A 25,889-nucleotide genomic window follows, 5' to 3' on the forward strand; every position below is an offset into this window, starting at 1 on the left:
AGCGAAAAGTCGCATCCACCGCCTGATCAGCGCGCCCGGTAGACTCACCACCCGTGCTCATCGCCTCATTTCCCGCCGGCCCCTGGCAGACCAACTGCTATGTCGTCGCGCCGCGTCCCGGGGGCGAGTGCGTCATCATCGACCCCGGCGTGGGCGCCACCGAGGGCGTCGTCGCGATCTGCGACGAGCAGGGCCTGACCCCGGTCGGCGTCGTCGCGACGCACGGCCACATCGACCACGTCTACGCCGCCTCGCGCCTGTGCGGCCGCTATGACGTCCCGATCTGGATCCACGAGGCCGACCGCCACCTCCTCACCGATCCGCTGGCCGGGGTGCGTCCGATGGCGAAGGACCTCCTGCTCCAGCTCCACGGCTCGACGAGCCTCGACGAGCCGGCCGACGTGCGCGAACTCGTCGACGCGGGAGCACTGTCGCTGGCGGGCCTCGACTTCGACCTCGTGCTCGCCCCGGGCCACACGCAGGGGTCGGTGCTGCTGACGACGCCCTACGTCGCCGCGGAGGGCATCGACCGCTTGGTCTTCACCGGCGACGTGCTGTTCGCCGGTTCGATCGGCCGCACGGACCTGCCGGGCGGCGACCACGACCAGATGCTCGAGACCCTGCGTACGCGGGTGCTCCCCATCCCCGACACAGCCGCCCTCCTGCCGGGCCACGGCGGCCAGACCACCATGGCCCGCGAGCGGGCCACCAATCCCTATCTCCAGAAGGAATCCCTGTGAGCCGACCCAAGCCGATCTCCGGCTATCCCGAGTTCCTGCCGACCGGCCGGATCGTCGAGCAGCGCGTGCTCGACATCCTGCGCGAGACGTTCGAGCTGCACGGGTTCGGCTCGATCGAGACCCGTGCCGTCGAGCCGATGGACGTGCTGACCCGCAAGGGCGAGATCACCAAGGAGGTGTTCGTCGTCCGCCGGCTGCACGCCGACGAGTCGGACGCGAAGGCCGGCGACATGGGCCTTCACTTCGACGTGACGGTCCCGTTCGCCCGCTACGTGCTCGAGAATGCCGGCCACCTCGCGTTCCCGTTCCGGCGCTACCAGATCCAGAAGGTGTGGCGCGGCGAGCGCCCCCAGGAGGGCCGCTATCGCGAGTTCTGCCAGGCCGACATCGACATCGTCGGCTCCGAGGCGCTGGCCGCCCACCACGACATCGAGATCCCGCTGGTGGCGCTCGAGGCGTTCGAGCGCCTCCACACCGAGCTCGGCCTGCCCGCGGTCGTCATGCACGTCAACAACCGCAAGCTGTCGCAGGGCTTCTACGAGGGCCTCGGCATCGACGACACCGCCGCCGTCCTGCAGCGCGTCGACAAGTTCGACAAGATCGGCGCCGACGGCGTACGCGGCCTCCTGGTCGACGAGCTCGGCCTGTCCGACGAGGTCGCGGCGAAGTGCGTCGCGCTGGCTGAGATCCGGTCCGGTGACGAGTCGTTCGTCGACCAGGTCAGGGCGCTCGGCGTCTCCACGCCGCTGCTCGAGGAGGGCCTGGCCGAGCTGGCCGCGGTCGTCCGCCATGCGGCCGAGGCCGTCCCGGGCAGGCTGGTCGCTGACCTGAAGATCGCGCGCGGGCTCGACTACTACACCGGCACGGTCTATGAGACCGAGCTCGTCGGCTTCGAGAAGCTCGGGTCGGTGGCGTCGGGCGGACGCTATGACTCGCTGGCCTCGGACGGGAAGACCACCTTCCCGGGCGTGGGCTATTCGTTCGGCGTGACCCGCATTCTGGTTCCCCTGGTCAACAAGGGTGTAGTGACGGCGACGCGCTCGGTGCCCACCTGCGTACTCGTCGCCCTCGACGCCGAGGAGTCGCGCCCCCACGCGATCGCGACCGCGCAGAAGCTGCGCTCCCGCGGCATTCCGTGTGAGGTCGCGCCGAAGGCCGATCGGTTCGGCAAGCAGATCAAGTACGCCGACCGCCGCGGCATCCCGTTCGTCTGGTTCGAGTCGGGCGAGGTCAAGGACATCCGCTCGGGCGAGCAGGTCGCCGCCGACGCCGACAACTGGACGCCCCCGGCCGAGGACCTGCACCCGCGGGTCGTGGCCCCGTGATCGCGTCCGACGGCCGGCTGGTCTTCGACATCGCGCCCCGGCCCGACCGGGTGTTCGGCGCGACCATGCGCTGGGTGGTCCACCCCGTGCGCGGGATCGTCTGCGGGCTGGTGGGCCTGGCTGCGCTGTTCGTGCTGGCGGTGGAGGTGCTGCTCGGGGTCGGCCCGGGCGTCATCCCGCTGGTGATGCTGGCGGGGTCGGTCCTCCTGTACGCGGTCTGGGTCCTGCGCGCCCGCGCCGAGGCGGCGAAGGTGGGGGAGTCGCGGCTCGTGCTCGACGAGCGCGGCATCGCCGAGCACGGCGCCCGCGGCGACCGCGCCCTGGCCTGGGGGCGCTTCGAGCGCTGGCTCGAGAACGACCACGAGTTCCTCGTCCTGTCGCGGGTCGACAAGCGGCGCGGCGTGACGCTGCTGCCCAAGGACTCGGTCCCCGGCGACGAGGAAGAGGCCGTACGCGTGCTCCTGGACACCCACATCGACCCCGACGCGGAGTCGCTCGACGACGCGTTCGTGGAGGAGGAGTGGGACGAGGACTGGGACGGCGAGGAGGCCCAGCCCTGATGCCCCGCCTACGCTGGCTGACATGACTCCCGAGCGTCCCCAGCGGCCCGTCGTCCGCGACCCCGCGGCGCTGGAGGCGTTGGGCGCGACCTCCGACCCCGTCGCCCAGCTCCACGCCGCCCACGAGACCGCCGCGGTCCTGGTGCACGAGGGCCGCGCGAGCACCGATCCCGTGGTGGTCGAGCGGCTCGTCGCGATCGTCGACGAGATCGGACTGCCGACCCTGGCCGACCTGTGGTCGCAGCGCCCCGCCCGCTCGCTGCCCGGCGCCCTGTGGCGCCTGTACGCGCTGCGCGAGTGGGTCGCCGACAACCCGTACTCGGCCGCCCGCGAATACGAGGCCGGCATCCGCTTCACCGAGCCCAACCACGTCGTCGCCGGCGTCGACCCGACCGGTCCCGACGAGATCCGCCGGGTGGCCGACCAGATCCTGCGGGGCGCGTTCACCGGCGACTTCGGTGTGGCGCTGGAGCGGGCGGCGGCGTTCTGCCATGTGGTGTCTGCGGGGCGCTCCGACGTCGGACGCGGGACCGAGCTCGAGAGCGCCAGCCGGCTGCAGCAGGCCGGGCGTGACCTCACCGCGTGCGCCCGCGCGTGGCGTTCGGGCGAGCTGCACTGAAGCGATCTCGAACCCGTTCGCCCGATCGCTTGGCTCCCGGGCGATGAGCGCCTATCGTCGGGGGTGCGTCGAGCTGCGGTAGCCCCGGGCTCCACTTATAGCCGCTACGAGCGGCCACTCGCCGAGAGGCGCTCCCGGCTCGACGCCCCACTCCTCGTCTCGGCCGCGGGCGGCCTCGCTCGGAGAGCGTGAGGTCGAGCGCCGCGGGCGGCCTCGCGCGGAGAGCATGCGGGTCGGGGGCCGCGTACGCCTATCCGTTCGACGCCTCGCGTACGCGCCTCTAGGATCGGAGGTCCGGACCCGCACCGTCTATGCGGGCCGCCTACGAGAGGAATAGTTGTGCTCCGCACCCATGAAGCAGGATCGCTCCGCGCGTCCCACATCGGCGAGACCGTCACCCTGGCCGGGTGGGTCGCCAAGCGCCGCGACCACGGCGGCGTCGCCTTCATCGACCTGCGCGACGCGTCCGGCATCTGCCAGGTGGTCGTCCGCGACGAATACCTGGAGTCGGCCGGCGTCGCCGACCTCCGCAACGAGTTCTGCATCACCGTCACCGGCGTCGTCGACGGCCGCTCCGCCGAGAACGTCAACCCCAAGATCCCCACGGGCGAGGTCGAGGTCGCCATCCGCCACCTCGAGGTCCTCAACCGCGCGGCCCCGCTGCCGTTCCAGATCGACGAGCACACGACCGTCGGCGAGGACGCGCGGCTGAAATACCGCTACCTCGACCTGCGCCGGCCCCGTCAGCACGAGGCCATGGTGCTGCGATCGAAGGTGACCCAGACGATCCGCGACACGCTGGCGAAGCGCGACTTCTACGACATCGAGACGCCGACGCTGACGCGCTCGACGCCGGAGGGTGCCCGCGACTTCGTCGTGCCGGCGCGCCTCCACCCGGGGTCCTGGTACGCGCTGCCCCAGTCGCCCCAGCTGTTCAAGCAGCTGCTCATGGTGGGCGGCATGGAGCGCTACTACCAGATCGCGCGCTGCTATCGCGACGAGGACTTCCGCGCCGACCGCCAGCCCGAGTTCACCCAGCTCGACGTCGAGATGAGCTTCGTCGACCAGGACGACGTGATGGAGCTGGCCGAGGAGGTCATGGCCGCGTGCTGGAAGCTCGTCGGCGTCGATCTGCCGCGCCCGATGCCGCGCATGACGTGGCACGACGCCATGAACGACTACGGCTCCGACAAGCCCGACCTGCGCTTCGACCTGAAGATCCGCGAGGTCACGGAGCTGTTCGCCAACACGCCGTTCCGGGTGTTCCAGGCGCCGTACGTCGGCTGCGTCGTCATGCCGGGCGGCGCCTCGCTGCCGCGCCGCCAGTTCGACGCGTGGCAGGAGTGGGCGAAGCAGCGCGGGGCGAAGGGCCTGGCGTACATCACCGTTGGCGACGACGGCACGCTCGGCGGCCCGGTGGCCAAGAACATCTCCGAGGACGAGAAGGCCCAGATCGCCGAGGCCGCGGGCGCGAAGCCGGGCGACGCGATCTTCTTCGGCGCGGGCGAGCGCGAGACGTCGCAGGAGCTCCTCGGCGCCGCGCGCCTGGAGATCGGCCGCCGCACCGGCCTGATCGACGAGGACGCGTGGTCGTTCGTGTGGGTCGTCGACGCGCCGATGTTCAAGTCGACCAAGCAGGCGCAGGCCGAGGGCGACGTCGCCGTGGGCTCGGGCCAGTGGACCGCGGTGCACCACGCGTTCACCTCGCCCACGCCGGAATCGCTCGACACGTTCGACACCGACCCGGGGTCGGCGCTGTCGTACGGCTATGACTTCGTCTGCAACGGCAACGAGGTCGGCGGCGGCTCGATCCGTATCCACCGCCGCGACGTCCAGGAGCGCGTGTTCAAGGTCATGGGCCTGTCGGACGAGGAGGCGCAGGAGAAGTTCGGCTTCCTGCTCGACGCGTTCCAGTTCGGCGCGCCGCCCCACGGCGGCATCGCGTTCGGCCTCGACCGGCTCGTGATGTTGCTCGGCGGGTTCGACACGATCCGCGACGTGATCGCCTTCCCGAAGTCGGGCGGCGGGTTCGACCCGCTGACGGCGGCGCCGGCGCCGATCACGCCGCAGCAGCGCAAGGAGGCCGGGGTCGACTTCAAGCCGGAGCCGAAGAAGGACGAGGCCCCGGCCGACCAGAGCTGACCCGGCGTACCACCTGTATTAGCGACCCGAAAACACACTCAGCACACCGTAGACGGTGTGCTGAGTGTGTTTTACGGTCGCTAATACGCGGGGCTCAGTGGCCGAACGTGCACTCGATCCAGCCGCGGCCGATCACGTGCGGGAACGCCTGGAACCCCACCAGCGCCGGCGAGCTCTTCTCGTCGACGTCGAGGCGGTCGGTGTCGAGCGCCTGCACCACGAAGAAATAGCGGTGGTCGCCGTGGCCCTGCGGCGGCGCGGCGCCCAGATAGCCCGCGAAGCCCGCGTCGTTCAGCACCATCACGGCGCCGTCCGGCAGCCGGTCGGCGTCACCGTCGCCCGCCCCCGTCGCCAACTCGGTGACCGACGACGGCAGGTTCGCGACCGCCCAGTGCCACCAGCCGGACTGGGTGGGGGCGTCGGGGTCATACATGGTGACGAGGAACGACTTCGTCTCGGCCGGGAATCCCGACCACGCGAGGTGGGGCGACACGTCCTCGCCGCCGGGCACCTGCATCTTGCCGGAGCGGTGCCTGGCCGCAAGCTCGGTGCCGTCGGCGATGTCGGTGCTCGTCACCTCGAAGCGGGGGACGTCCTTCAGTGCCGCGAACGGCGCGTTGGTCGTGGGCATGGTTCCTCCTTCGACTCGATTCCCGCCGGCGGCGGGCTCGTGGCCGAGTCTAGGAACTGCCCCGTACGCAGGACCCGCGGGTCAGCGCACCGGCCGGAACCGGCGTACGCCGAGCCCCGCCAGCAGGGTCAGCACCAGCGTCACCGGCAGGCCGAGCGACGCGTACGCCCACTGGCCCTCGCGCCCGCCGAGGCCCAGGGGCCCGAGCAGATAGCCCTGCCAGGACAGCCAGCCCGTGCCGGTGTTGGTGACCAGGCCGAAGCCGATGGCGCAGCCCAGCACCATGATCGCGATCGCCGACCAGCGCACCGACCCATAGCCGGACGCGGTGGCGTCGAACAGCTTCGCCTCGTCATAGCCCGCCCGCCAACGCAGGATCACGTCGGCGCCGAACACGCCCGTCCACGCGGCCAGCGGCACGCCGAGGGTGATGAGGAACGCCTGGAACGGGGTGAGGAAGTCGGGGGCGAACCAGACGACATAGAGGGTGCCGAGCGTCGCGAGCAGCCCGTCGAGGCCGACCGCCTGCCAGCGCTTCACGGGCAGGCCCATCGCCACCAGCGCGAGCCCCGACGAATAGATGTCCAGGACCGCGCCGGCGATCAGCGCCGCGATCGTCACCAGCCAGAACGGGATCACGAACCAGCCCGGCAGGAGCCCGAGCAGCGCGCCGAGCGGGTCCTTCACCACGGCCGCCGACAGCTCGGGCGACGACCCGCACAGCAGCAGCCCGTGGCCCAGCAGGATCACCAGCGGCAGCGAGCCGCCGAGCGTCGTCCAGCCCACCACGCCACCCGGCCGCACCGAACGCGGGAGATAGCGGGAATAGTCCGCGGCGGCCGACGTCCAGCCCAGCCCGAACCCCGCCAGCACCATCGTCGTGGCCCCGATGACCGCCGGCGCCGATCCCGCCGGGTGGGCCAGCACGTTGGCCCAGTTCACGTCGTCAAGGGTCAGCACCACGAAACCGATCGTCGCCACGAGGATCGCCACGGTCAGCCACCGCTGCGCCCGCATCACGGCCTCGAACCCGAGGATGCCGAGCGCCATCACGATCGCGATCACCGCGGCCAGGACGACGCCCTTCGTGGCCGGACCCAGAGTCCACCCCATCCGCGCCGCGACCGAGTCGGTCGTCATGACCGCCAGCGAGCAGAGCACGATCTCCCAGCCGATGAGCAGGAGATAGGACACCAGCCCCGGGAGCACGTTCCCGCGTACGCCGAAGGCCGCGCGCGACAGGACCATCGTCGGCGCCGAGCCCCGCTGGCCCACGAGCGACACGAGGCCCACCAGCAGGAAGGACCCGACTGACCCGACCAGCACGACGAGAACCGCCTGCCACAGCGACAGGCCGAAGTCGAAGAGGTAGCCGCCCCAGGCGACGTTGAACACCGACAGCTGGCCCGCGGCCCACGGCCAGAACAGCGACCGCGGCCGGCCGCGGCGCTCGGACTCGTCGATGACGTCGATGCCGTGGGTCTCGACGGCGAGGGCGCGGGGCGCGGGTGCGGGAGGTGCTGCGGAGGTCGACACAATAAGTCATCCTGACGCAAAACACGCATCGCCGCACGCCGGTATCATCCCTTCGGTGACGGAGGACCTGTTCGGCAACGTGACCCCGGAGGCGAGCGGCGCCACCGGCGGCGGCTCCCTCGCCGACACCGACCGCTCCGGCGCCCCGCTGGCCGTCCGCCTGCGCCCGCGTACGGTCGACGAGATCGTCGGCCAGCAGCACCTGCTGGCCGCCGGGTCGCCGCTGCGCCGCCTCGCGGCCGGCTCGGCCTCGATGTCGGTGTTCCTGTGGGGCCCGCCCGGCGTCGGCAAGACCACGATCGCCTCGGTCGTCTCCCGCTCCAACGACGCGAAGTTCGTCGAGATCTCGGCGGTCACCGCCGGCGTCAAGGACGTACGCCAGGTCCTCGACACCGCGCGGAAGGACCTCGCCAGGGGCGTCCACACCGTGCTGTTCGTCGACGAAGTCCACCGCTTCTCGAAGGCCCAGCAGGACGTGCTGCTGCCCGCCGTCGAGAACCGCATCGTCACCCTCATCGCCGCCACCACCGAGAACCCGAGCTTCTCGGTGATCTCGCCGCTGCTCTCCCGGTCGTTGCTCCTCACGCTGAGGCCCCTCACCGACGAGGACATCGACGCGCTGATCGACCGCGCGCTGACCGACGAGCGCGGCGTACGCACCGCCGCGGGCGACCCCATCACCCTCACCGACGAGGCGCGTCAGACCCTTCGTCGCATGGCCGGCGGCGACGCGCGCCGCGTGCTGACCTACCTGGAGGAGGCCGCCGCGGGCGCCGACGCGAACGGCGCCTCCGAGATCGACCTGGCCACCATCGAGCGCGCGGTCGACCGCGCGGCAGTGCGCTATGACAAGGACGGCGACCAGCACTACGACGTGATCTCGGCGTTCATCAAGTCGATGCGCGGCTCCGACGTCGACGCGAGCCTCCACTACCTCGCCCGCATGATCGCGGCGGGGGAGGACCCACGCTTCATCGCCCGCCGCCTGGTGATCCTCGCCAGCGAGGACATCGGCATGGCCGACTCGTCGGTCCTCCAGACCTGCGTCGCCGCCGCCCAGGCCGTGCAGCTCATCGGCATGCCGGAGGCCCGCATCAACCTCGCCCACGCCGTCGTCGCGTGTGCCACCGCGCCGAAGTCGAACGCCGCGTACATGGGGTTGAACGAGGCCGCCGCCGACGTTCAGGCCGGCCGCATCGGGCAGGTCCCGGCCCACCTGCGCGACGGCCACTATCCCGGCGCGAAGGCGCTGGGCCACGGGGTCGGCTATGTCTATGCGCACGACGCCGACCACGGCATCGCCCGCCAGCAGTACCTCCCCGACGAGCTCGCCGACTCGCGCTACTACCAGCCCACCGAGCACGGCCACGAGGCCGCGATCGCGCGCCGGCTGGAACGCATCAACGAGATCCTGGGGAAGGACTGACCCCGCGTACGCGGGCCTCCCGGCGCCGCGCAGCCCCCGGCAGCACCGCCGGCGGCGGGGGAGCCTCGGGGTCGGGGTCGACGTGGAACCGCGCGATCTCGATCAGACCTACGACCACGGCGACGATGGTGAACCGCCCCATCACGAGGCTGCCGACGACCGCCTGTCGTTCGAGGTCGTACGCCGAGTTCTGTTGGCCGTAGACCACCACACACGCGGCCGTGGTGGCGATGAGGACGTGGGCGGCGAACATCAGCGCGCGGGCGTCGATGGGAAACCGGGCGGTGCCCTCGCGCGTGAACCGCGCGTCGGTCAGCACGCGCCAGACCAGGCCGAACAGCAGCGCGCCCGCCCCGCCCTGCACGACGATGTTGATGGGTTCGGCGATCTCGGTGCGCCACGGGAACACCAGGGTCGTCGCCAGGCCCACGGCGACGATCAGCCAGTGGGACGGGGTCAGCTGGCCGCGTACGCCCCACCACGCGAGCGCGACCAGCAGCACCAGCGCGAGCAGGGGGTGGGTGATCACGTCGCGCGCGACCGCACGGTCGCCGAGGGCCCACGCGTTCTGGGCATAGCCGACAGTGAACACCGCATAGAGCAGCGACGGCACCGTCTGGGCCCGCCGCACCGCGCGCACCGTCAGCGCGAGGCAGAGGGCCGCGAGCACGCCGGCCCAGATCTTCTGGATCGTGACGATCGGCAGGCCGAACGGAACGAGCAGCGCCCAGCCGATCGAAGCCACGCCGAGCAGCAGGGCGACGCCCGGGAGACCGTCGGCGATGTCGCCCGGCCGTGGCGCGTCCACCGGCCCCCGCGACCGCGCGAGTTGGAGGGCGAACCATCCGGCCCCGAGCGCGATCAGTGCGGTGGCGGCGGCCACCCCGATCGCGCCGATCGTCGCGCGGTCGACGGTCACGTTGCGCGAGAAGAGGTACGCGTGGCCGCCGGCCAGCAGCGCCACGGCGACCATCCAGAACGGGGTCGACACGTGGGGTCGGAGCGCGATCATCGACCACGACATCGCCCGCACCGTGATCTCCGCGAACGCCACCCCCGACGCGATCGCCAACGGCATGCCGGCGAACGTCAGGATCGTGACGGTCAGGAAGGTCATGGTCTGGCTGCTCGGCGACGTCCCGTCGTCGACGATGAGGGCGATCACGTGGGGGAAGACGTACGCCAGCCCGAACGCCAGCCCCGCGGCGGCGAACCACGTGCCGGTCAGCGGACGACGGCGTTGGCGCAGGCCGAGCACGATCATCGCCGCCCACGAGGCCAGCTGGATCGGCAGGATGACGAGGAAGAACAGCATCGGCCCCGGGCCGCCGAGCGCGTTGGCCAACATGAACGAGGCTCCGACGCTGACGAGGATCGGCCCCGCGAGCAGCACGCCCACGAGCACCTGCAGCGGCAGGGGCAGGTGGACCGAGCCCACGTAGGCGAAATAGAGCACCGCGCTCGTCCCCAGCGCCACGAGCCAACGCCCGGGCTGGGACAGGAGCAGGTTGCCGGAGGGCCTGTCGGGCACGAATCCTGACACGAGCGCGGCGACCATGAGCGTGACATAGATGAGCAGGCCGACCCCCATCGCGACGCGCACGGGTCGCGACCACCCCATCGGCCGGGGCCCGCCCTCGCGCACCGGGTCGAGCAACACGTGGGTCAGCAGGACGCGCAGGGCGTACCAGCCGACCAGCAGGGGATTCACGCGCGCCATGACCGGCACAGTAATGGGTGGGACCGACACCCGCGCGCTGCACTAGGCTGGGCGGGTACGCCGACCGACACCCAGGAGAACCATGACCGCAGGAGAGATCGCCGGGCTCATCGCCGCGGGCGCGTTCCTGGTGCTCGTCGGGTTCTGCGCGGTGCCGCTGCTGAAGCTCGGCCGGGTGCTCGACGAGCTGCGGCTGGCCGTGCGCGGGGTGGGGGACAGCTCGGTGCCGATCCTCCACGAGCTGCGCGGCACGGTCGCGGCGACCAACGTCGAGCTCGAGAAGCTCGCGGTGGTGACCGAGGACGCCGCGAAGGTGTCCGGCCACGCCACCGTCGTGTCGGAGAACGCCGCCCAGGTCGCGTCGCTGTTCACCGCCACGGTGTCGGCGCCGCTGCGGCGGACCGCCGCCGTGGGACGCCGCGTACGCCGTGCCCTCGACCCGACTGCAGACCCCAGCACCACACCACCCGCACCACACCAAGTGAGAGAGCGAGACTGATGTTCCGCAACCTGTTCTTCTTCGTCCTCGGCCTCGGCACCGGCGTGTACGCCACGCTCCAGGGCCAGAAGAAGGCCCGCGAGGTCACGCCCGAGAACATCGGGCGCAAGGTGGGCCGCCAGGCCGCCGACCGGGGCGTCGACGTCGCCAAGCAGGTGTTCTCGTTCGTCGCCGCGGCGGCCGACGCCGCCCAGAAGCGCACCTCCGAGCACCTCGACGAGGCCAACGCGCGCCAGGCCACCACCACCACGACGTCCACCCCCACCAGCAAGAACTGAGGACCCCGATGAAGACCGCCGACATCCGGCGTCGGTTCCTCGATTTCTTCGAGGACCGCGGCCACACGATCGTCCCCTCGGCGCCGTTGCTCCACAACGACCCGACCCTGCTGTTCGTCAACGCCGGCATGGTGCCGTTCAAGCCCTATTTCTCCGGCGCCGAGGACGCGCCCTTCAAGCGCGCCGTCAGCGTGCAGAAGTGCGTCCGCACCCTCGACATCGAGGAAGTCGGCAAGACCACGCGCCACGGCACGTTCTTCCAGATGAACGGCAACTTCGCGTTCGGCGACTACTTCAAGGCCGACGCCATCGCGTACGCATGGGAGCTCGTCACGGGCTCCCAGCGCGACGGCGGCCTCGGCTTCGACCCGGACAAGGTCTGGGTGACCGTGCTCGGACCGGGCCACCACCCCGACTACCCCGAGGGCGACACCAAGGCCATCAAGCTGTGGCGCAAGGTCGGCGTGCCGGCCGAGCACATCCAGATGCGCGGGCTGAAGGACAACTACTGGCACATGGGTGTGCCGGGCCCCGGCGGCCCGTGCTCGGAGATCTACATCGACCGCGGTCCCGAATACGGTCCCGACGGCGGCCCCGAGGCCGACGAGGACCGCTTCCTCGAGATCTGGAACCTCGTGTTCCAGACCGAGGAGCTGTCGGCGGTCCGGGCGAAGGACGACTTCGACATCCTCGGCCCGTTGCCGAGCAAGAACATCGACACCGGCATGGGCCTGGAGCGCGTCGCCTACCTGCTGCAGGGCGTCGACAACCTCTATGAGATCGACGAGGTCTATCCGGTCATCGAGCGCGCGTCCGAGCTGTCGGGCCGCAGGTACGGCCGCAACGAGGACGACGACGTGCGCCTCCGCGTGGTCGCCGACCACGTCCGCAGCTCGCTGATGCTGATGACCGACGGCGTGACGCCAGGCAACGAGGCGCGGGGCTATGTGCTGCGCCGCCTGCTGCGCCGCTCGGTGCGCGCCATGCGCCTGCTGGGCGTCGACGCGCCCGTGCTGCCGGAGCTGCTGCCGATCAGCAAGGAGCTGATGGAGGAGTCCTACCCCGAGGTCGCCCAGAACTGGGAGCGCGTCTCGCAGGTCGCGTACGCCGAGGAGGAGGCCTTCCGCCGCACGCTCCAGTCCGGTACGCAGATCTTCGACCTCGCGGTCGCCGACGTGAAGAAGTCCGGCGCGGCCTCGCTGTCGGGCGAGCGTGCGTTCCAGCTCCACGACACGTACGGCTTCCCGATCGACCTGACGCTCGAGATGGCGTCGGAGCAGGGCCTCGCGGTCGACCGCGACGGCTTCACCGCCCTCATGCAGGAGCAGCGCGACCGCGCCAAGGCCGACGCGAAGTCCAAGAAGGGCGGCACCGTCGCGGTGGAGGCCTACCGCACGCTGCGCGGCCACGGCGAGACCCAGTTCCTGGGCTACACCGACCTTTCGGCCGACTCGCGCGTGCTCGGCCTCGTCCGTGACGGCCAGCTCGTCGACAGCGCCCGCGCGGGCGAGACCGTCGAGGTCGTGCTCGCCGAGACGCCGTTCTATGCGGAGTCGGGCGGCCAGGACGCCGACACCGGCACCATCTCGGCGAACGGCGTCGAGCTGAACGTCGTCGACGTCCAGCGCCCGGTCCAGGGCCTGGTCGTCCACCGCGTGGAGGTCGGGAGCGGCGAGCTCGCCACCGGCCAGGAGGTCACCGCCGCGGTCGACGCGTTCGCGCGCATGGGCGCGTGCCAGGCCCACTCAGCCACCCACGTCGTCCACGCCGTGCTGCGCCAGCAGCTCGGACCCACGGCGGTGCAGGCGGGCTCCTACAACAAGCCCGGCTACCTGCGCTTCGACTTCAACGCGACGGCCGGCCTCAGCGCCGACCAGCGCGCCGAGATCGAGGGCCTGTGCAACGAGGCCATCCGCGACGACCTGCAGGTCACGTCCCAGCAGCTCCCCCTGGCCAAGGCCAAGGAGATGGGCGCGATGGCGATGTTCGGGGAGAAATATCCCGAGATCGTCCGCATGGTCGAGATGGGCGGCCCGTGGTCGCGCGAGCTGTGCGGCGGCACCCACGTCCAGCACGCTTCGCAGATCGGCCTGCTGACCCTGCTGGGCGAGCAGTCGGTCGGGTCGGGCGTACGCCGCGTCGAGGCCCTGGTCTCGACCGACGCGTTCCGCCACATGGCGGCCGAGCGCGCCATCGTCAGCAACCTCGCGACCGTCCTGAAGGTCCAGCCCGACCAAGTCACCGACCGCGTCGAGCGCATCATGGCGCAGCTCAAGGACGCCGAGAAGCAGATCGCGGCCCACCGCTCGAAGGAGGTCCTCGGCAACGCCCAGGCCCTCGTTGACGCGGGCAAGGACATGTGGGGCGTCCAGTTCGTCGGCCGCCACGTCGAGGGCGTCGCGGGCGGCGACCTGCGTACGCTCGCGATGGAGGTGCGCCAGCGCTTCGGCGACCGCCCGGCGGTCGTGGCGCTGGTCGGCGGCACGTCCGACAAGCCCGCCGTGGTCGTCGCGACCACCGAGGCCGCGCGCGGTCGCGGGCTGAAGGCCGGCGAGCTCGTGCGCACGGCGTGCGAGAAGCTCGGCGGCAAGGGGGGCGGCAAGGACGACCTGGCCCAGGGCGGCGGCTCCGACGGCTCCGCGGTGCCCGCGGCGCTGACGGCGGTCGAGCACGCCGTGGGCCACGTGGCCCAGTCGTGAGGCGCGGGGCGAACGTTCTCCGAGCGAGGCCGCCTGCGGCCCTTCTGGTGAACGTTCTCCGAGCGAGGCCGCCTGCGGCCCTTCTGGTGAACGTTCTCCGAGCGAGGCCGCCTGCGGCCGAGTCGAGGAGCGCCCATGTCTGACCTGCGACCCGGCGTACGCCTCGGGCTCGACTGGGGCGAGGCCCGCATCGGCGTCGCCGCGTGCGACGCCATGGGTGTCCTGGCCTATCCGGTCGAGACCGTGCAGGCCGGGCCGCGGGCGATGGCCCGGCTCGCGGCGCTGACCGAGGAATACGGGCCGGTCGAGGTCGTCGTCGGCCTGCCCCGCAACATGAACGGCAGCGAGGGCCCCCCCGCTGCCCGCATCCGCGAACACGCGGCCGCGTACGCGAGGGCGGTTTCGCCGGTTCGGGTACGCTTGCTCGACGAGAGGCTGACCACCGTGACGGCCTCGCGCATGTTGACGGGCCAGGGCCGCAAGGCCCGCAACCAGCGGTCGGTGATCGACCAGGTCGCCGCCGTGACGATCCTCGAGCACGCGCTCGAGGCCGAACGGCGCACCGGTCGGCCGCCCGGCGAACAGGTCGCCGGCGCCGAGCCCGGTGGCGAGGAAAGGGACGAACGTTGAGCAGTCTGCTGGATCCGGACAAGGGGCCGCGCGACTGGAATGACATCGCGCGCATCGCGAAGAGCGCGTTCGCGGTGATCCTGTCGCTGTCCATCCTCGTGGGCGGCGGGCTGTACGCCTACTCCAAGACGTCCGCCGCGATCACCGGCCTGTTCACCGCCGAGGACTACCCGGGCCCGGGTGAGGCCGAGGTCTCGATCGACATCCCCGACGGTTCGACGGTCGACGAGATCGGCGGCATCCTCCACGACTCCGACGTCATCGCCTCCACCGACGCCTTCGACAAGGCCAAGGAGGAGTTCCCGAACGTCAACGACCTCCAGGCCGGCACCTACGCGCTGAAGACGAAGATGAAGGCGCGCGACGCGATCGACCAGATGCTCAAGGCCGGCCTCAAGGGCGGCAAGACGTTCACCGTCATCGAGGGACTGCGGCTCGCCGAGCAATACAAGGCGATCTCCCAGAAGACCGGCATCCCCGAGGACAAGCTCGCCGAGGCCGGCAAGAAGGGCAAGGAGTACGGCCTGTCGGAGTGGGCGAACGACAATCCCGAGGGATTCCTGTTCCCCGACACCTACCAGATCGCGGGCGACGACCCCAAGGCGCCGCTGAAGGTGATGGCCGGCAACTTCAACCGCAAGGCCCGCGAGATCAACCTCGAGGAACGCGCCAAGGCGCTCGGCAAGAGCCCCCGCGAGCTCGTCATCGTCGCCTCGATCATCGAGGCGGAAGCCCGCCGCGACGAGGACCGCCCGAAGATCGCGCGTGTCCTCTACAACCGCCTGGCGATCGGCATGCCGCTGCAGCTCGACACCACCGTCGACTATGCGAACAACCGCGCCCGCGGCACCGGCGCCGAGACGACGGCCGAGATGCGCGCCAACCCGTCGCCCTACAACACCTATGTCCACAAGGGCCTGCCGCCGGGCCCGATCGACGCGCCCGGCCTGAAGTCGCTGCAGGCGGCGGCCAACCCGGCCGAGGGCAGCTGGAAGTTCTTCGTGGCGATCAACCTCGACAACGGCGAGACGGCGTACGCGGACGACCTCAACGGTCACCAGACCAACGTGAACAAGTGGCGCCAGTGGTGCAGCGCCAACCCGGGGAAGTGCTGAGCACGGAGACAGGCGGGGCAGGGACCGGGCGGCGGTGCGCCGTCCTGGGCTCCCCGATCGCCCATTCGCTGTCGCCGGTGCTCCACCGGGCGGCGTACGCGGAGCTGGGCCTGGACTGGACCTATGAGGCGATCGAGATCGGGTCGGCGGCGGAGCTGAACGCGTTCGTGGCCGGTCTCGGACCACAGTGGCGCGGGCTGAGCCTGACGATGCCCCTCAAGGAGGTCGCGGTGAACCGGGCGTCGTTCGACGACCTGGTCATGCAGGCCGGCTGCGCGAACACGCTGGTCGTCCATCACCCCGATGGGAGGCCGCCGGCGTGCGAGATGACGAACACCGACGTGCTGGGGCTCGAGGACGTGCTGCGGCCGTGGTCGGGATCGTTGGCGCAGGGAGCGACGCCGGTCGAGGCCCACGCCGTCATCCTCGGCGGCGGCGCGACCGCCCGCGCGGCGTTCGTCGCGCTGGGCCGGCTGGGCGTACGCCGGGTCACGGTCGTCGCGCGTACGCCCGACCGCGTACGCCCGTGGCAGCCGGTCGCGAAGAAACTCGGCGTCGAGCTCGAGGTGGTGCCGTGGGGGACGCCGCCGCGCAGCGACCTGCTCGTGTCGGCGGTGACCGCGGGAGTGGCCGACGACCTGGCCGACGAGCTCGTGGCGTCGAGCGGTGCGGTGTTCGACATCATCTATGACCCGTGGCCGACACCTCTGGCGAGGGCGGCCGAGCACGCGGGCCTGCCGACGTTCTCCGGGCTCGATCTCCTCGTCGCCCAGGCTGCCCACCAGGTGCGGCTGATGACGGGACAGGCCGTGGAGCCCGGCGTACTTATGTCTGCGGGTCAAGAAGAACTCCGCCGACGCGGCGCGCTCTGACAGACTGGCGCCCATGCTGCGTTGGTTGACCGCCGGAGAGTCCCATGGCCCCGCCCTCGTGGCGACGATCGAGGGGCTGCCCGCCCACGTGAGGGTGACCTCTGACGACGTCGCCGACGCGCTCGCTCGGCGCCGGCTCGGGTTCGGCCGCGGGGCGCGCATGAAGTTCGAGCGCGACGAGGTCACGTTCCTCGGCGGCCTGCGCCACGGCGAGACGCTGGGCTCGCCCGTCGCGATCATGATCGGCAACACCGAGTGGCCCAAGTGGGAGACGGTGATGAGCGCCGATCCCGTTGACGCGGAGGTGCTCGAGGCCCAGGCCCGCGCGAAGAAGCTGACACGGCCGCGGCCGGGTCACGCCGACCTGGTCGGCATGCAGAAATATGACTGGGACGAGGCGCGCCCGATCCTCGAGCGCGCGTCGGCCCGCGAGACCGCCGCACGGGTGGCGCTCGGCCGCGTGGCCAGCGCGTTCCTCGAGCAGGCGTGCAACATCACGGTGCTGTCCCACGTGGTCGAGCTGGGCCCGGTGCGGGCGTCGGGCGACGTCGTGCCGACGATCGCCGACCTCGAGCGCATCGACGCCGACCCGCTGCGCTGCGCCGATCCCCAGGCGGCGGCGGCGATGGTGGCCGAGGTGGAGGCGTGCCACCGCGACGGCGACACCCTCGGGGGCGTGGTGGAGGTCGTGGCCCACGGCTGCCCACCGGGGCTCGGCTCCCACATCCAGGGCGACCGCCGCCTCGACGCCCGGCTGGCCGGTGCGCTGATGGGCATTCAGGCGATCAAGGGCGTCGAGGTCGGCGACGGCTTCGACCTGGCCCGGTCGCGCGGCTCGCAGGCCCACGACGAGATCGTCCCGGGGGAGTCCGGCATCGCGCGGGCGGGTCGGCGCGCCGGCGGCACCGAGGGCGGCATGTCGACCGGCGAGGTGCTGCGCGTCCGCGCGGCCATGAAACCGATCGCGACCGTCCCGCGGGCCCTGCGTACGCTGGACACCGCGACGGGCGAGGAGACCGTGGCCCACCACCAGCGCTCCGACGTCTGTGCGGTGCCGGCGGCGGGCGTGGTCGCCGAGGCGATGGTCGCGCTGGTGCTGGCGGAGGCCGTGCTGGAGAAGTTCGGCGGCGACTCGGTGGGGGAGACGCGGCGCAATGTCGAGTCCTACCTGGCGGACGTCGAGGCGCGCGGACTGCGGATCGCGGCGAACGGTGTGGGGATCGCGGCGAACGGCGTGGGCCGATGATCGCGATCGTCGGCGCGCCGGGCGTCGGGAAGACGACCGTCGGCACACTGCTGGCCGAACGGCTCGGGGTCGAGTTCGTCGACGTCGACCGGCTGATCGAGGGGCGCGAGGACCGCTCGATCGCCGAGATCTTCGCCACCGAAGGCGAGCCCTATTTCCGTGCCCTGGAGGAAGATGCGACGGTCTCGGTGCTGGGCGAGTCATCGGAGGCCGTGGTGTCGTTGGGGGGCGGCGCCGTGTTGAACCCGAAGGTCCGCGCGGCGCTGGCCGGCCACGACGTCGTGTGGCTGCAGGCGTCGGCCAGCACCGCGGCGAACCGCGTCGGGCTGAACGTCGCGCGCCCGCTGCTGATGGGCAACGTGCGGGGCCAGCTCGCGAAGCTGCTGGCCGAGCGACTCCCGCTGTATCGCGAGGTGTCCACCGTGGTCATCGAGACCGACGACCTGTCACCGGAAGACGTACGCGACCGCGTACTGGCGGAGCTGAAGCGTGGCTGACTCTCCTATGGACCAGCAAAGGGGCGCGTCCGCGCCCATCCGCGTGGCGGCCGAGCGCGCGTACGACGTCGAGGTCCGGCCGGGCGCACTCGACCTGCTGCCGGGGCTGATGGAGGGGCGCGACCGCGTGGCGATCCTGCACGCGCCGGTCATGCGACAGGTGGCGGAGCAGTACGCGGGCTTCGAGGGAGTGGTGCTCGTCGAGCTCCCCGACGCGGAGGCGGCGAAGACGGCCGACGTGCTGGTGACGTGCTGGGATCGACTTGCGCAGCACGGATTCACGCGCTCCGACCTCGTCGTCGGCATGGGCGGGGGAGCGACCACCGACCTCGCCGGCTTCGTCGCCGCGTCGTGGTTGCGCGGGGTCGACCTGGTGACAGTCCCGACCACGGTGCTCGGCATGGTCGACGCCGCGGTCGGCGGGAAGACCGGCATCAACATCGCCGCGGGCAAGAACCTCGTCGGCGCCTTCCACGAACCGATCGCGGTGCTGTGCGACCTCGGGCTGCTGGAGACGCTCCCGGAGGCCGACCTGCGCGCCGGGCTGGGCGAGGTCGTCAAGTGTGGCTTCATCGCCGACCCCGAGATCCTGCGGCTGGTCGAGGAGTCACCTTCGGACTCGTGCAAGCCGGGCTCGGCCCGGTTGGCGGAGTTGATCCGCCGCGGCGTGCAGGTGAAGGCCGACGTTGTGTCGGGCGACCTGCGCGAGACCACGTCGGTGGGCGGCCGCGTGGGGCGCGAGCTGCTGAACTACGGCCACACGCTGGCGCACGCGATCGAGAAGCGGGAGGCATACCGCTGGCGGCACGGCGATGCCGTGGCCGTCGGCTGCGTGTACGCGGCCGAGCTCGCCCGCGGACTGGGCCTGCTCGCCGACGACGTCGCCGACCGCCATCGCGCGGCCTTCGCGTCGGTGGGACTGCCGGTGGCGTACGCGCCCGACGCCTGGCCCGACCTGCGCGCGGCCATGAGCCTGGACAAGAAGGCGCGTGGGGCGCAGCTGCGGTTCGTGCTGCTCAACGACGTGGCGTCGGCCGAGGTCGTGGCGGGGCCGCCGGAGGCCGAGCTCGAGGCGGCGTACGCGCGCCTGACCGCCTAGCCCCGTATTAGCGACCCGTAATCACACTCAGCACACCGTGTACGGCGTGCTGGGTGGGATTACGGGTCGCTAATACGAGGAGGGGTCACCAGTACGGCGTCGCGATGCGGCGGCCCTCGATCTCGTGCACGGCGATGTCCATCGCGTAGAGGTCACGCAGCACGTCCTCGCGGATGACCTCGTCGGGCGTCCCGACGACGTGGACGGCTCCGTCGCGCATGCCGACGATGCGGTCGGACCAGCACGACGCGAAGTTGATGTCGTGCACGACCAGCACAATCGTCTTGCCCAGCTCGTCGGCCGCGCGGCGCAGGCGCCGCATCATCGACCGCGCGTGGGGCATGTCGAGGTTGTTCAGCGGTTCGTCGAGCAGGATGTGGTCGGTGTCCTGCGCGAGCACCATGGCGACGAAAGCGCGCTGGCGCTGGCCGCCCGACATCGCGTCGAGGTGGCGGTCGCGCAGGTCGTCAAGGTCCATGTAGGAGATCGCGGTGTCCACCAGCGCCCGGTCGTGGTCGGTCAGCCGCCCGCCGGAGTGGGGATAGCGACCGAACGCGACGAGCTCCGCGACCGTCAGCCGCACCGCCAGATGGTTGTCCTGCTTGAGAACCGCGAGTACGCGGGCCAGTTCGCGCGTGTCGCACGACGCGACGTCCAGCTCGGCCACGGTGACGCGACCGGCATCGGCCGACAGCAGGCGGGCCACGATCCCCAGCAGGGTGGACTTTCCGGCGCCGTTGGGCCCGATGATCGAGGTGATGCCGCGCGGCGGGATCTCGAGGTCGACGTCGTCGACGACGACCTGCGCGCCGTAGGACTTGCGGACCGAGTCGAGCGTGATCATGGGAATCCGTGTTCTGTAGGGGTTTCGTGACGTCAGGTCTTGCGGGGGCGGACGAGCAGCACGATCAGCACCAACCCGCCGATGAGCTCGATGATCACGCTGAGCACGGTGCCCATGTCGAGCACGTGCTCGAGGATCGCCTGGCCGCCGACGAGGCAGATGATCGCGGCGAGCGCGGCCCCGGGAAGCGTGTACGCGTGGCGATGCGTGCCCAACACCGCGTACGCCAGGTTCGCGACGAGCAGGCCGAAGAACGTGATCGGGCCGACCAGCGACGTGGAGACCGACACCAGCAGCGACGTCGCCAGCAGCGCGAGCAGCACGGCCCGGCGGTGGTTCACCCCCAGCGTCGTGGCGAGGTCGGAGCCCAGCGCGACGACGTCGAGCTCGCGGCGGCGCGTCCACACCCATGCGACGGTGGCGATCACCATGACACCGCCGATCGCGAGCAGGCGCTGGTCGACGGCGTTGAACGACGCGAACAGCTTCGACTGCAGCACGAGGAAGGCGTTGGGGTCCATGATGCGCTGCAGCAGCGCGCTGCCCGACCGCAGCAGCGTGCCGAGCACGAGGCCGACGAGCACGAGCACGTGGATCGAGCGGCCCATCCGCCCGAACAGCCACGAGAACAGGAACGTCGCAAGCGTCATCATCGCGACGGTGTTGACGACGAAGGCCACGGGCGGCGACAGCTTCGCCAGTCCCGATGCGCCCCAGACGAACACCAGCGAGGTCTGGAGGAGGGCGTACAGGGCGTCGAAGCCCATGATCGAGGGCGTCAGGATGTGGTTGGTCGTCACGGTGTGGAACAGCACCGTCGAGACGGCGACGGCCACGGCCACGAGCACCAGCGCGACGACCTTGCGCGTGCGGAACGCGAGCACGAAGTCGAGGTTGCCGTTGGCGCCGATGAGATAGAACGCCGCGATCGACGCCAGCGCGAGGAATCCCAGCACCGCCAGCCGTACGCCGGGGCGCGCCGGTCGCGTCGCCCGCGCCGTGGATTGCCGCGTGGGTTGGAGGACGGCGGTCACCGGGGACCCCCGCGGCGCAGCACGAGGGTCAGGAAGATCGCCGCGCCGATGACGCCGACGATGATGCCGACCGGAAGCTCGTAGGGGTGGTTGAGCGTGCGGGCCAGGATGTCGCAGGCCAGCACGAACGCCGCACCGCCGAGGGCGACGACGGGCAGCGAGCGGCGCAGGCGGTCGCCCAGCAACATGCTGGCGAGGTTCGGCACGACCAGGCCGAGGAAGGGCAGCGAGCCGACGACCACGACGCAGACCGCACTCGAGACCGCGACCAGCGTGAGTCCCACCGCCATCACCTGGCGGTAGGACAGGCCCAGCCCGGTGGCGTGGTCGCGGCCGAGGCCGGCGATGGTGAAGCGGTCGGCCCACAGCCAGGTGACGACGAGCATGACGGCGACGAGCCACAGGAGCTCGAAGCGGCCGCGCAGGACGCCGGAGAAGTCGCCGGTCATCCACATCGTCAACGTCTGCAGGAGGTCCAACTGATAGGCCACGAACGTGGTGCCGGCCGAGATGACACCCGAGAGCATCAGCCCGACGAGCGGCACGACGACCATCGCCGACTCCGGCGGCACGGCGCGCAGCACCCGGAGGAACAGCCAGGTGCCGAGCAGCGCGGCCAGGACGGCGACACCCATCTTGCCGACGACCGGCATGCCGGGGGCGAGCAGCGTCGCGGCCAGCAGGCCCGCGCCGGCCGACTCGGTGGTGCCGACGGTCGAGGGCTCGACGAACCGATTGCGGACCAGCAGCTGCATGAGCAGCCCGCCCACGGCCATGGCCGCACCCGCGAGGACGACGGCCAGCGTACGCGGGATGCGCGAGACGACCAGGAGGTTCGCGCTCAGGTCGCCGGCGCCGACGAGGAGGCTGACCACGACGAGCGCGGCCATCAGCAGCGCGAGCCCCGTGACGAGCCCGACACGGCGGCGGCCCGCCGCCACCTCGGACGACGTGGCGACGGGCTGAGGGGTGGGTCGGTCGCCGCGCGGACGACCGTCTGCCCGGAGCTCGAGCAAGGTCACTTCGACAGGCCCTTCGCGACCTCGTCGATCATGGCGCCGGCGTTGGCGAGGCCGTGGATGGTGATGTACCAGCGCTTGCCGTCGAGCTGGACGACCTTGTTGTTCTTCCAGGCGGTCGTGCCGCGCACGAGCTCGTTGTCGAGGATCGCCATGGCGTTCTGGCCCTGCGTACCGATCGCGGCGTCGCGGTCGACGACGAACAGGGTGTCGGGGTTGGTCTTGGCCACCAGCTCGAAGCTCACCGGCTCACCGTGGGCGTCCTCCTTGATGTCGGACTTCGCCGTCTGGACGCCGAACAGGGTGTGGATGGCGCCGTAGCGCGACTTCGGCCCGTGCATCGTGACCTTGCCACCGCTGGTCATCAGCACCAGGCCCTTGCCGGCGGAGGCGCCGGTCGCCTTGACCTTGTCGGCCTGCGTCTTCAGCGCCGCGACCTGCTTGTCGGCCTCGGCGACGACCTCGGGGCCGAACCCCTGCGCGATGATCTTCGCGGCGTGCTCGGTGCCGGAGATCAGGTCCTTGTCTGACCCGAAGGTGATGTCGAGCGTCGGCCAGTGCTTGCTCATCTCGGGATAGGTCTTCGCCGAGCGGAAGCCGACGATGACGAGGTCGGGGTTGGCCTTGTTCAGCGCCTCGTAGTTCGGCTCGGCGAGCGTGCCGAGGTTGGCGTACTTGTCGTCGGCGAACTCCGAGAGGAACGACGGCATGGCCTGCTTGGGCAGGGCCACGACGCGGTCGGAGAGGCCGAGGGCCTTCACGGTGTCGAGGGCGCCGAAGTCGAGGACGGCGATGCGCTTGGGGGTCTTCTCGATCTTGGTCGTGCCCTGGGCGTGGGTGACTGTCAGGGCGGCGGCCTGGTTCTCGCCGGCCGGCTTGTTCGTCCCGCCGCATGCGGCGAGGACGAGGGTGAGGGCGGCGGCCACGAGGACCGTCAGCATGCGCAACATCGCGTCTCCTGGTTAGGGGATTAGGTGTGCCTAACCTAAAGGGTCAGATTTATTCCACGCAAGTGTGACGTAAAGACTGTGACGTTACTCACGCCTCCAGCGACAGCCCCGCCTCCCGCGCCAGCGCCGTCGCCACGACCAGCGGGTCCGCCCCGCGCACGACCGCGCCCCGCAGTGCGCCGAGCCCCGAGATGCCGTCGAGGTCGCAGTCGACGAGGCGTACGCGCGCCAGCCGCCCGATGGTCGACATCTCGGCCCCCGCGAGGCGGCACCGCACGAACTCGACATCGGTCAGCTCGGCCTCGCCCCACTGGCTGTCGGTGAGGTCGCACCCGACCAGGCGTACGCGGCGCAGCGTCGACCTCCGCAGGTTCAGCAGGCCCAGCGGGCAGTCGGTGAGTGCGACATCGGTCAGGCGGGCCTGCGAGAGCTGCAGCCCGGTGGCGCGTACGCCGGTGCCGTCGACCCGTTCCCAGCTCGACTCGGTGAACACGACGTTGGCGAGGTCCACGCCGGACAGGGCGACGTCGACCCAGCGGCCGCGATACCACTGCGAGCCGGCGAGCGTGCCGCCCACGAACTCCACGCCGGTCACCTCGGCGAAGTCGGCGCCGGCCTGTTCGGCGTACGCGTCGGCGATGCGCGCGTCCGACAGCACGAGGTCGTCGGCGACGTCGTCGGGGGAGAGCCCGCGCTCGGCCAGGGTGCCGAGCCGCGGGGGAGTGGGCGTACGCGGGCCCGCGGCCATCAGCGTGCGCCCGCGCGGTCCAGACCCGCGAGCAGGTCGGCGACGAGGTCGCCGGCCTCCTCGAGGCCGACCGAGACGCGCACGAGGCCCTCGGTGAGGCCCGCCGCCGCCTGGTCCACGGGCGACATTGAGGCGTGGGTCATGGTGCCGGGGTTGCAGACGAGCGACTCGGTGCCGCCCAGCGACTCGGCGAGGGTGAAGCAGGACAGGCCGTCGAGGAACCGGTCGAGGGCCGCGCGGTCGGCGACCTCGAAGCTGACCATGGCGCCGAAGCCGTCCTGCTGGCGGGAGGCCAGGTCGTGGCCGGGGTGGTCGGGCAGGCCGGGGAAGTGGAGGGCAGTGACGGCGTCGTGGCCCTGGAGCGCCTCCACGACCGCGAGCGTGTTGTCCTGGTGGACGCGCATGCGGGCGGGCAGCGTACGCAGCCCCCGCATCGTCAGCCACGAGTCGAACGCGCCGCCGGTGGCGCCCACGGTGTTGGCCATGGCGGCGACGTCGTCGCCGAGCTCCGGGTTCTTCGCGACGATCGCCCCGCCGATGACGTCGGAGTGGCCGTTGATGTATTTCGTCGTCGAGTGCACGACGAGGTCCGCCCCGAGTTCGAGCGGCCGCTGCAGCAGGGGCGTGCAGAAGGTGTTGTCGACCGCGCTCAATCCGCCGGATTCCCTGGTGGCGTTGGTGATCGCGGCGACATCGGTCACCCGCATCAGGGGGTTCGACGGCGTCTCGATCCACACGAGCGCGGGACGGGATTCGGTGATGTGCGCGACCGCGTTCTCGGTCTGGGTCAGGTCGACGACGTCGAGGTCGAACCAGCCGCGCTCGGACAGGCGCCGGAAGAGCCGCAACGTGCCGCCGTAGCAGTCGTGGGGCACGACGACCCGGCCGCCCGGCCGCACGGTGGCGACCACGACGACGTTCACCGCGGCCATCCCGGAGCTTGTCACGACGGCGCGCGCTCCGCCCTCGAGCGTCGCGAGGGCGTCGGCGAGCACGTCGCGGGTCGGGTTCCCCGCCCGGCTGTAGTCGTACGCGGGTTTGCCCCCGAGCCCGTCGAACACGTAGTTCGTGCTCAGGTGAATGGGCGGCGTGACGTCGCCGAACTCCTTCTCGGACGCGATTCCGGAGCGCACGGCACGGGTCAGGGGGGACATCTCCATGGAGTCGACCCTAGTCGGGGCCGTGCGGTGGGGTGGACCTGTCCGACGTCTGAGTCCTTCCTAGAGGTGCTCGGAAATAACCGGCACGTCGAGGGACGCCAACAGGGTGAGCACCCGCTCGCGGATGGCGTCACGGATCGGACGCACTCCCTCGACACCCTGCCCGGCGGGGTCGTCCAGTTTCCAGTCCTCGTACCGTTTGCCGGGGAAGAACGGGCAGGCGTCCCCGCAGCCCATGGTGATGACGACGTCGGAGGCCTGCACGGCCTCGGTGGTGAGGACCTTCGGCTGGGCCGCGCTCATGTCGATGCCGACCTCGTTCATCGCGGCGACGGCAGCGGGGTTGACCGTGGTGCCCGGCGCGGAGCCGGCCGAGCGGACCTCGACGGCGTCACCGGCGAGCTCGCGGAGCCAGGCCTGGGCCATCTGTGAACGGCCAGCGTTGTGGACGCAGACGAAGAGGACGGAGGGGCGCTGATCGGGCGTGGTCATCTACAGAT

25 protein-coding genes are annotated in these 25,889 nt (G+C 71.2%); 15 read left to right on the forward strand and 10 right to left on the reverse strand.

Annotated features, from left to right (window positions below):
- Positions 1 to 53 precede the first annotated feature (53 nt).
- The 5 genes from ACYVAG_RS07770 (at position 54) to aspS (ending at position 5,386) form a co-directional block, all read left to right on the forward strand.
- Complete coding sequence (locus ACYVAG_RS07770; RefSeq protein WP_460768521.1) at positions 54 to 740, forward strand: MBL fold metallo-hydrolase; 687 nt, start codon at positions 54 to 56, stop codon at positions 738 to 740.
- Positions 737 to 2,065: a histidine--tRNA ligase gene (hisS, locus tag ACYVAG_RS07775; RefSeq protein WP_460768522.1), complete on the forward strand. Its 1,329-nt coding sequence runs from the start codon at positions 737 to 739 to the stop codon at positions 2,063 to 2,065. Before ACYVAG_RS07770 ends, hisS begins: the two co-directional genes overlap by 4 nt.
- Positions 2,062 to 2,625 (forward strand): YcxB family protein, encoded by a 564-nt coding sequence (locus ACYVAG_RS07780; RefSeq protein ID WP_460768524.1) that lies wholly within the window; start codon positions 2,062 to 2,064, stop codon positions 2,623 to 2,625. Before hisS ends, ACYVAG_RS07780 begins: the two co-directional genes overlap by 4 nt.
- A gap of 22 nt (positions 2,626 to 2,647) precedes the next feature.
- Positions 2,648 to 3,244: a hypothetical protein gene (locus ACYVAG_RS07785; RefSeq protein WP_460768525.1), complete on the forward strand. Its 597-nt coding sequence runs from the start codon at positions 2,648 to 2,650 to the stop codon at positions 3,242 to 3,244.
- A 339-nt stretch (positions 3,245 to 3,583) separates the two neighbouring features.
- A complete protein-coding gene (gene aspS / locus ACYVAG_RS07790; RefSeq protein WP_460768527.1) occupies positions 3,584 to 5,386 on the forward strand; it encodes an aspartate--tRNA ligase in 1,803 nt (600 codons plus the stop codon).
- 94 nt (positions 5,387 to 5,480) lie between these two features.
- Here aspS and ACYVAG_RS07795 read toward each other — a convergent pair whose 3' ends face one another.
- Both ACYVAG_RS07795 and ACYVAG_RS07800 read right to left on the reverse strand, forming a co-directional pair.
- On the reverse strand, positions 5,481 to 6,017 hold the full coding sequence (locus ACYVAG_RS07795; protein ID WP_460768529.1) for a YbhB/YbcL family Raf kinase inhibitor-like protein: 537 nt from the start codon (positions 6,015 to 6,017) through the stop codon (positions 5,481 to 5,483).
- A gap of 81 nt (positions 6,018 to 6,098) precedes the next feature.
- Positions 6,099 to 7,553 carry a purine-cytosine permease family protein gene (locus tag ACYVAG_RS07800; protein WP_460768531.1) on the reverse strand — a complete coding sequence of 485 codons (1,455 nt, stop codon included), beginning with the start codon at positions 7,551 to 7,553 and terminating at the stop codon, positions 6,099 to 6,101.
- A gap of 55 nt (positions 7,554 to 7,608) precedes the next feature.
- Here ACYVAG_RS07800 and ACYVAG_RS07805 point away from each other — a divergent pair, with 55 nt between their 5' ends.
- The gene (locus tag ACYVAG_RS07805) at positions 7,609 to 8,979 is read left to right on the forward strand and encodes a replication-associated recombination protein A (protein ID WP_460768532.1); all 1,371 of its coding nucleotides are present in this window, start codon (positions 7,609 to 7,611) and stop codon (positions 8,977 to 8,979) included.
- Here ACYVAG_RS07805 and ACYVAG_RS07810 read toward each other — a convergent pair.
- Positions 8,954 to 10,699 (reverse strand): hypothetical protein, encoded by a 1,746-nt coding sequence (locus ACYVAG_RS07810; protein WP_460768534.1) that lies wholly within the window; start codon positions 10,697 to 10,699, stop codon positions 8,954 to 8,956. The genes ACYVAG_RS07805 and ACYVAG_RS07810 overlap by 26 nt on opposite strands.
- A gap of 82 nt (positions 10,700 to 10,781) precedes the next feature.
- Here ACYVAG_RS07810 and ACYVAG_RS07815 point away from each other — a divergent pair, with 82 nt between their 5' ends.
- The 9 genes from ACYVAG_RS07815 to aroB all read left to right on the forward strand — a co-directional run bounded on the left by ACYVAG_RS07815 (position 10,782) and on the right by aroB (position 19,634).
- On the forward strand, positions 10,782 to 11,198 hold the full coding sequence (locus tag ACYVAG_RS07815; protein ID WP_460768535.1) for a DUF948 domain-containing protein: 417 nt from the start codon (positions 10,782 to 10,784) through the stop codon (positions 11,196 to 11,198).
- Positions 11,198 to 11,476, forward strand: coding sequence for a hypothetical protein (locus ACYVAG_RS07820; RefSeq protein WP_460768537.1), 279 nt, complete (start codon positions 11,198 to 11,200; stop codon positions 11,474 to 11,476). The genes ACYVAG_RS07815 and ACYVAG_RS07820 overlap by 1 nt, the downstream gene beginning before the upstream one ends.
- Before the next feature lie 8 nt (positions 11,477 to 11,484).
- Positions 11,485 to 14,175 carry an alanine--tRNA ligase gene (gene alaS / locus ACYVAG_RS07825; RefSeq protein WP_460768538.1) on the forward strand — a complete coding sequence of 897 codons (2,691 nt, stop codon included), beginning with the start codon at positions 11,485 to 11,487 and terminating at the stop codon, positions 14,173 to 14,175.
- 135 nt (positions 14,176 to 14,310) lie between these two features.
- Positions 14,311 to 14,805, forward strand: coding sequence for a Holliday junction resolvase RuvX (gene ruvX / locus ACYVAG_RS07830; RefSeq protein WP_460768540.1), 495 nt, complete (start codon positions 14,311 to 14,313; stop codon positions 14,803 to 14,805).
- Positions 14,802 to 15,920 carry an endolytic transglycosylase MltG gene (gene mltG, locus ACYVAG_RS07835; protein WP_460768541.1) on the forward strand — a complete coding sequence of 373 codons (1,119 nt, stop codon included), beginning with the start codon at positions 14,802 to 14,804 and terminating at the stop codon, positions 15,918 to 15,920. The genes ruvX and mltG overlap by 4 nt, the downstream gene beginning before the upstream one ends.
- The gene (locus ACYVAG_RS07840) at positions 15,914 to 16,792 is read left to right on the forward strand and encodes a shikimate dehydrogenase (RefSeq protein WP_460768542.1); all 879 of its coding nucleotides are present in this window, start codon (positions 15,914 to 15,916) and stop codon (positions 16,790 to 16,792) included. Before mltG ends, ACYVAG_RS07840 begins: the two co-directional genes overlap by 7 nt.
- Before the next feature lie 13 nt (positions 16,793 to 16,805).
- A complete protein-coding gene (gene aroC, locus ACYVAG_RS07845; RefSeq protein WP_460768544.1) occupies positions 16,806 to 18,038 on the forward strand; it encodes a chorismate synthase in 1,233 nt (410 codons plus the stop codon).
- Positions 18,035 to 18,535 (forward strand): shikimate kinase, encoded by a 501-nt coding sequence (locus ACYVAG_RS07850; protein ID WP_460768546.1) that lies wholly within the window; start codon positions 18,035 to 18,037, stop codon positions 18,533 to 18,535. Before aroC ends, ACYVAG_RS07850 begins: the two co-directional genes overlap by 4 nt.
- Positions 18,528 to 19,634: a 3-dehydroquinate synthase gene (gene aroB, locus ACYVAG_RS07855; RefSeq protein WP_460768547.1), complete on the forward strand. Its 1,107-nt coding sequence runs from the start codon at positions 18,528 to 18,530 to the stop codon at positions 19,632 to 19,634. The genes ACYVAG_RS07850 and aroB overlap by 8 nt, the downstream gene beginning before the upstream one ends.
- Before the next feature lie 85 nt (positions 19,635 to 19,719).
- Here the strand turns inward: aroB and ACYVAG_RS07860 are convergent, their stop codons facing one another.
- From ACYVAG_RS07860 to ACYVAG_RS07890, 7 genes are all read right to left on the reverse strand, one after another.
- Positions 19,720 to 20,478: an iron ABC transporter ATP-binding protein gene (locus ACYVAG_RS07860; RefSeq protein ID WP_460768548.1), complete on the reverse strand. Its 759-nt coding sequence runs from the start codon at positions 20,476 to 20,478 to the stop codon at positions 19,720 to 19,722.
- Between the two features lie 32 nt (positions 20,479 to 20,510).
- Complete coding sequence (locus tag ACYVAG_RS07865; RefSeq protein WP_460768550.1) at positions 20,511 to 21,512, reverse strand: iron chelate uptake ABC transporter family permease subunit; 1,002 nt, start codon at positions 21,510 to 21,512, stop codon at positions 20,511 to 20,513.
- On the reverse strand, positions 21,509 to 22,534 hold the full coding sequence (locus ACYVAG_RS07870) for an ABC transporter permease (protein ID WP_460768551.1): 1,026 nt from the start codon (positions 22,532 to 22,534) through the stop codon (positions 21,509 to 21,511). The genes ACYVAG_RS07865 and ACYVAG_RS07870 overlap by 4 nt, the downstream gene beginning before the upstream one ends.
- Entirely contained in the window at positions 22,531 to 23,481 is a 951-nt protein-coding gene (locus ACYVAG_RS07875; protein WP_460768552.1) for a siderophore ABC transporter substrate-binding protein, read from the reverse strand. Before ACYVAG_RS07875 ends, ACYVAG_RS07870 begins: the two co-directional genes overlap by 4 nt.
- Before the next feature lie 88 nt (positions 23,482 to 23,569).
- Positions 23,570 to 24,229: a pentapeptide repeat-containing protein gene (locus ACYVAG_RS07880; RefSeq protein WP_460768554.1), complete on the reverse strand. Its 660-nt coding sequence runs from the start codon at positions 24,227 to 24,229 to the stop codon at positions 23,570 to 23,572.
- Positions 24,229 to 25,389 (reverse strand): cystathionine gamma-synthase, encoded by a 1,161-nt coding sequence (gene metB, locus ACYVAG_RS07885; protein ID WP_460768555.1) that lies wholly within the window; start codon positions 25,387 to 25,389, stop codon positions 24,229 to 24,231. Before metB ends, ACYVAG_RS07880 begins: the two co-directional genes overlap by 1 nt.
- A 60-nt stretch (positions 25,390 to 25,449) precedes the next feature.
- Positions 25,450 to 25,881, reverse strand: coding sequence for an arsenate reductase ArsC (locus ACYVAG_RS07890; RefSeq protein WP_460768556.1), 432 nt, complete (start codon positions 25,879 to 25,881; stop codon positions 25,450 to 25,452).
- Between the last annotated feature and the right edge of the window lie 8 nt (positions 25,882 to 25,889).

The sequence above is a fragment of the Mariniluteicoccus flavus genome (genome assembly GCF_054776655.1).

Coding starts and splice junctions, on each gene's coding strand:
- ACYVAG_RS07815 (WP_460768535.1), top strand. CDS start 10,782: ATGACCGCAGGAGAGATCGCCGGGCTCATCGCCGCGGGCGCGTTCCTG.
- aroC (WP_460768544.1), top strand. CDS start 16,806: ATGCTGCGTTGGTTGACCGCCGGAGAGTCCCATGGCCCCGCCCTCGTG.
- ACYVAG_RS07890 (WP_460768556.1), bottom strand. CDS start 25,881: ATGACCACGCCCGATCAGCGCCCCTCCGTCCTCTTCGTCTGCGTCCAC.
- metB (WP_460768555.1), bottom strand. CDS start 25,389: ATGGAGATGTCCCCCCTGACCCGTGCCGTGCGCTCCGGAATCGCGTCC.
- ACYVAG_RS07795 (WP_460768529.1), bottom strand. CDS start 6,017: ATGCCCACGACCAACGCGCCGTTCGCGGCACTGAAGGACGTCCCCCGC.
- ruvX (WP_460768540.1), top strand. CDS start 14,311: ATGTCTGACCTGCGACCCGGCGTACGCCTCGGGCTCGACTGGGGCGAG.
- ACYVAG_RS07810 (WP_460768534.1), bottom strand. CDS start 10,699: ATGGCGCGCGTGAATCCCCTGCTGGTCGGCTGGTACGCCCTGCGCGTC.
- ACYVAG_RS07785 (WP_460768525.1), top strand. CDS start 2,648: ATGACTCCCGAGCGTCCCCAGCGGCCCGTCGTCCGCGACCCCGCGGCG.
- ACYVAG_RS07820 (WP_460768537.1), top strand. CDS start 11,198: ATGTTCCGCAACCTGTTCTTCTTCGTCCTCGGCCTCGGCACCGGCGTG.
- ACYVAG_RS07880 (WP_460768554.1), bottom strand. CDS start 24,229: ATGGCCGCGGGCCCGCGTACGCCCACTCCCCCGCGGCTCGGCACCCTG.
- alaS (WP_460768538.1), top strand. CDS start 11,485: ATGAAGACCGCCGACATCCGGCGTCGGTTCCTCGATTTCTTCGAGGAC.
- ACYVAG_RS07850 (WP_460768546.1), top strand. CDS start 18,035: ATGATCGCGATCGTCGGCGCGCCGGGCGTCGGGAAGACGACCGTCGGC.
- ACYVAG_RS07860 (WP_460768548.1), bottom strand. CDS start 20,478: ATGATCACGCTCGACTCGGTCCGCAAGTCCTACGGCGCGCAGGTCGTC.
- ACYVAG_RS07875 (WP_460768552.1), bottom strand. CDS start 23,481: ATGTTGCGCATGCTGACGGTCCTCGTGGCCGCCGCCCTCACCCTCGTC.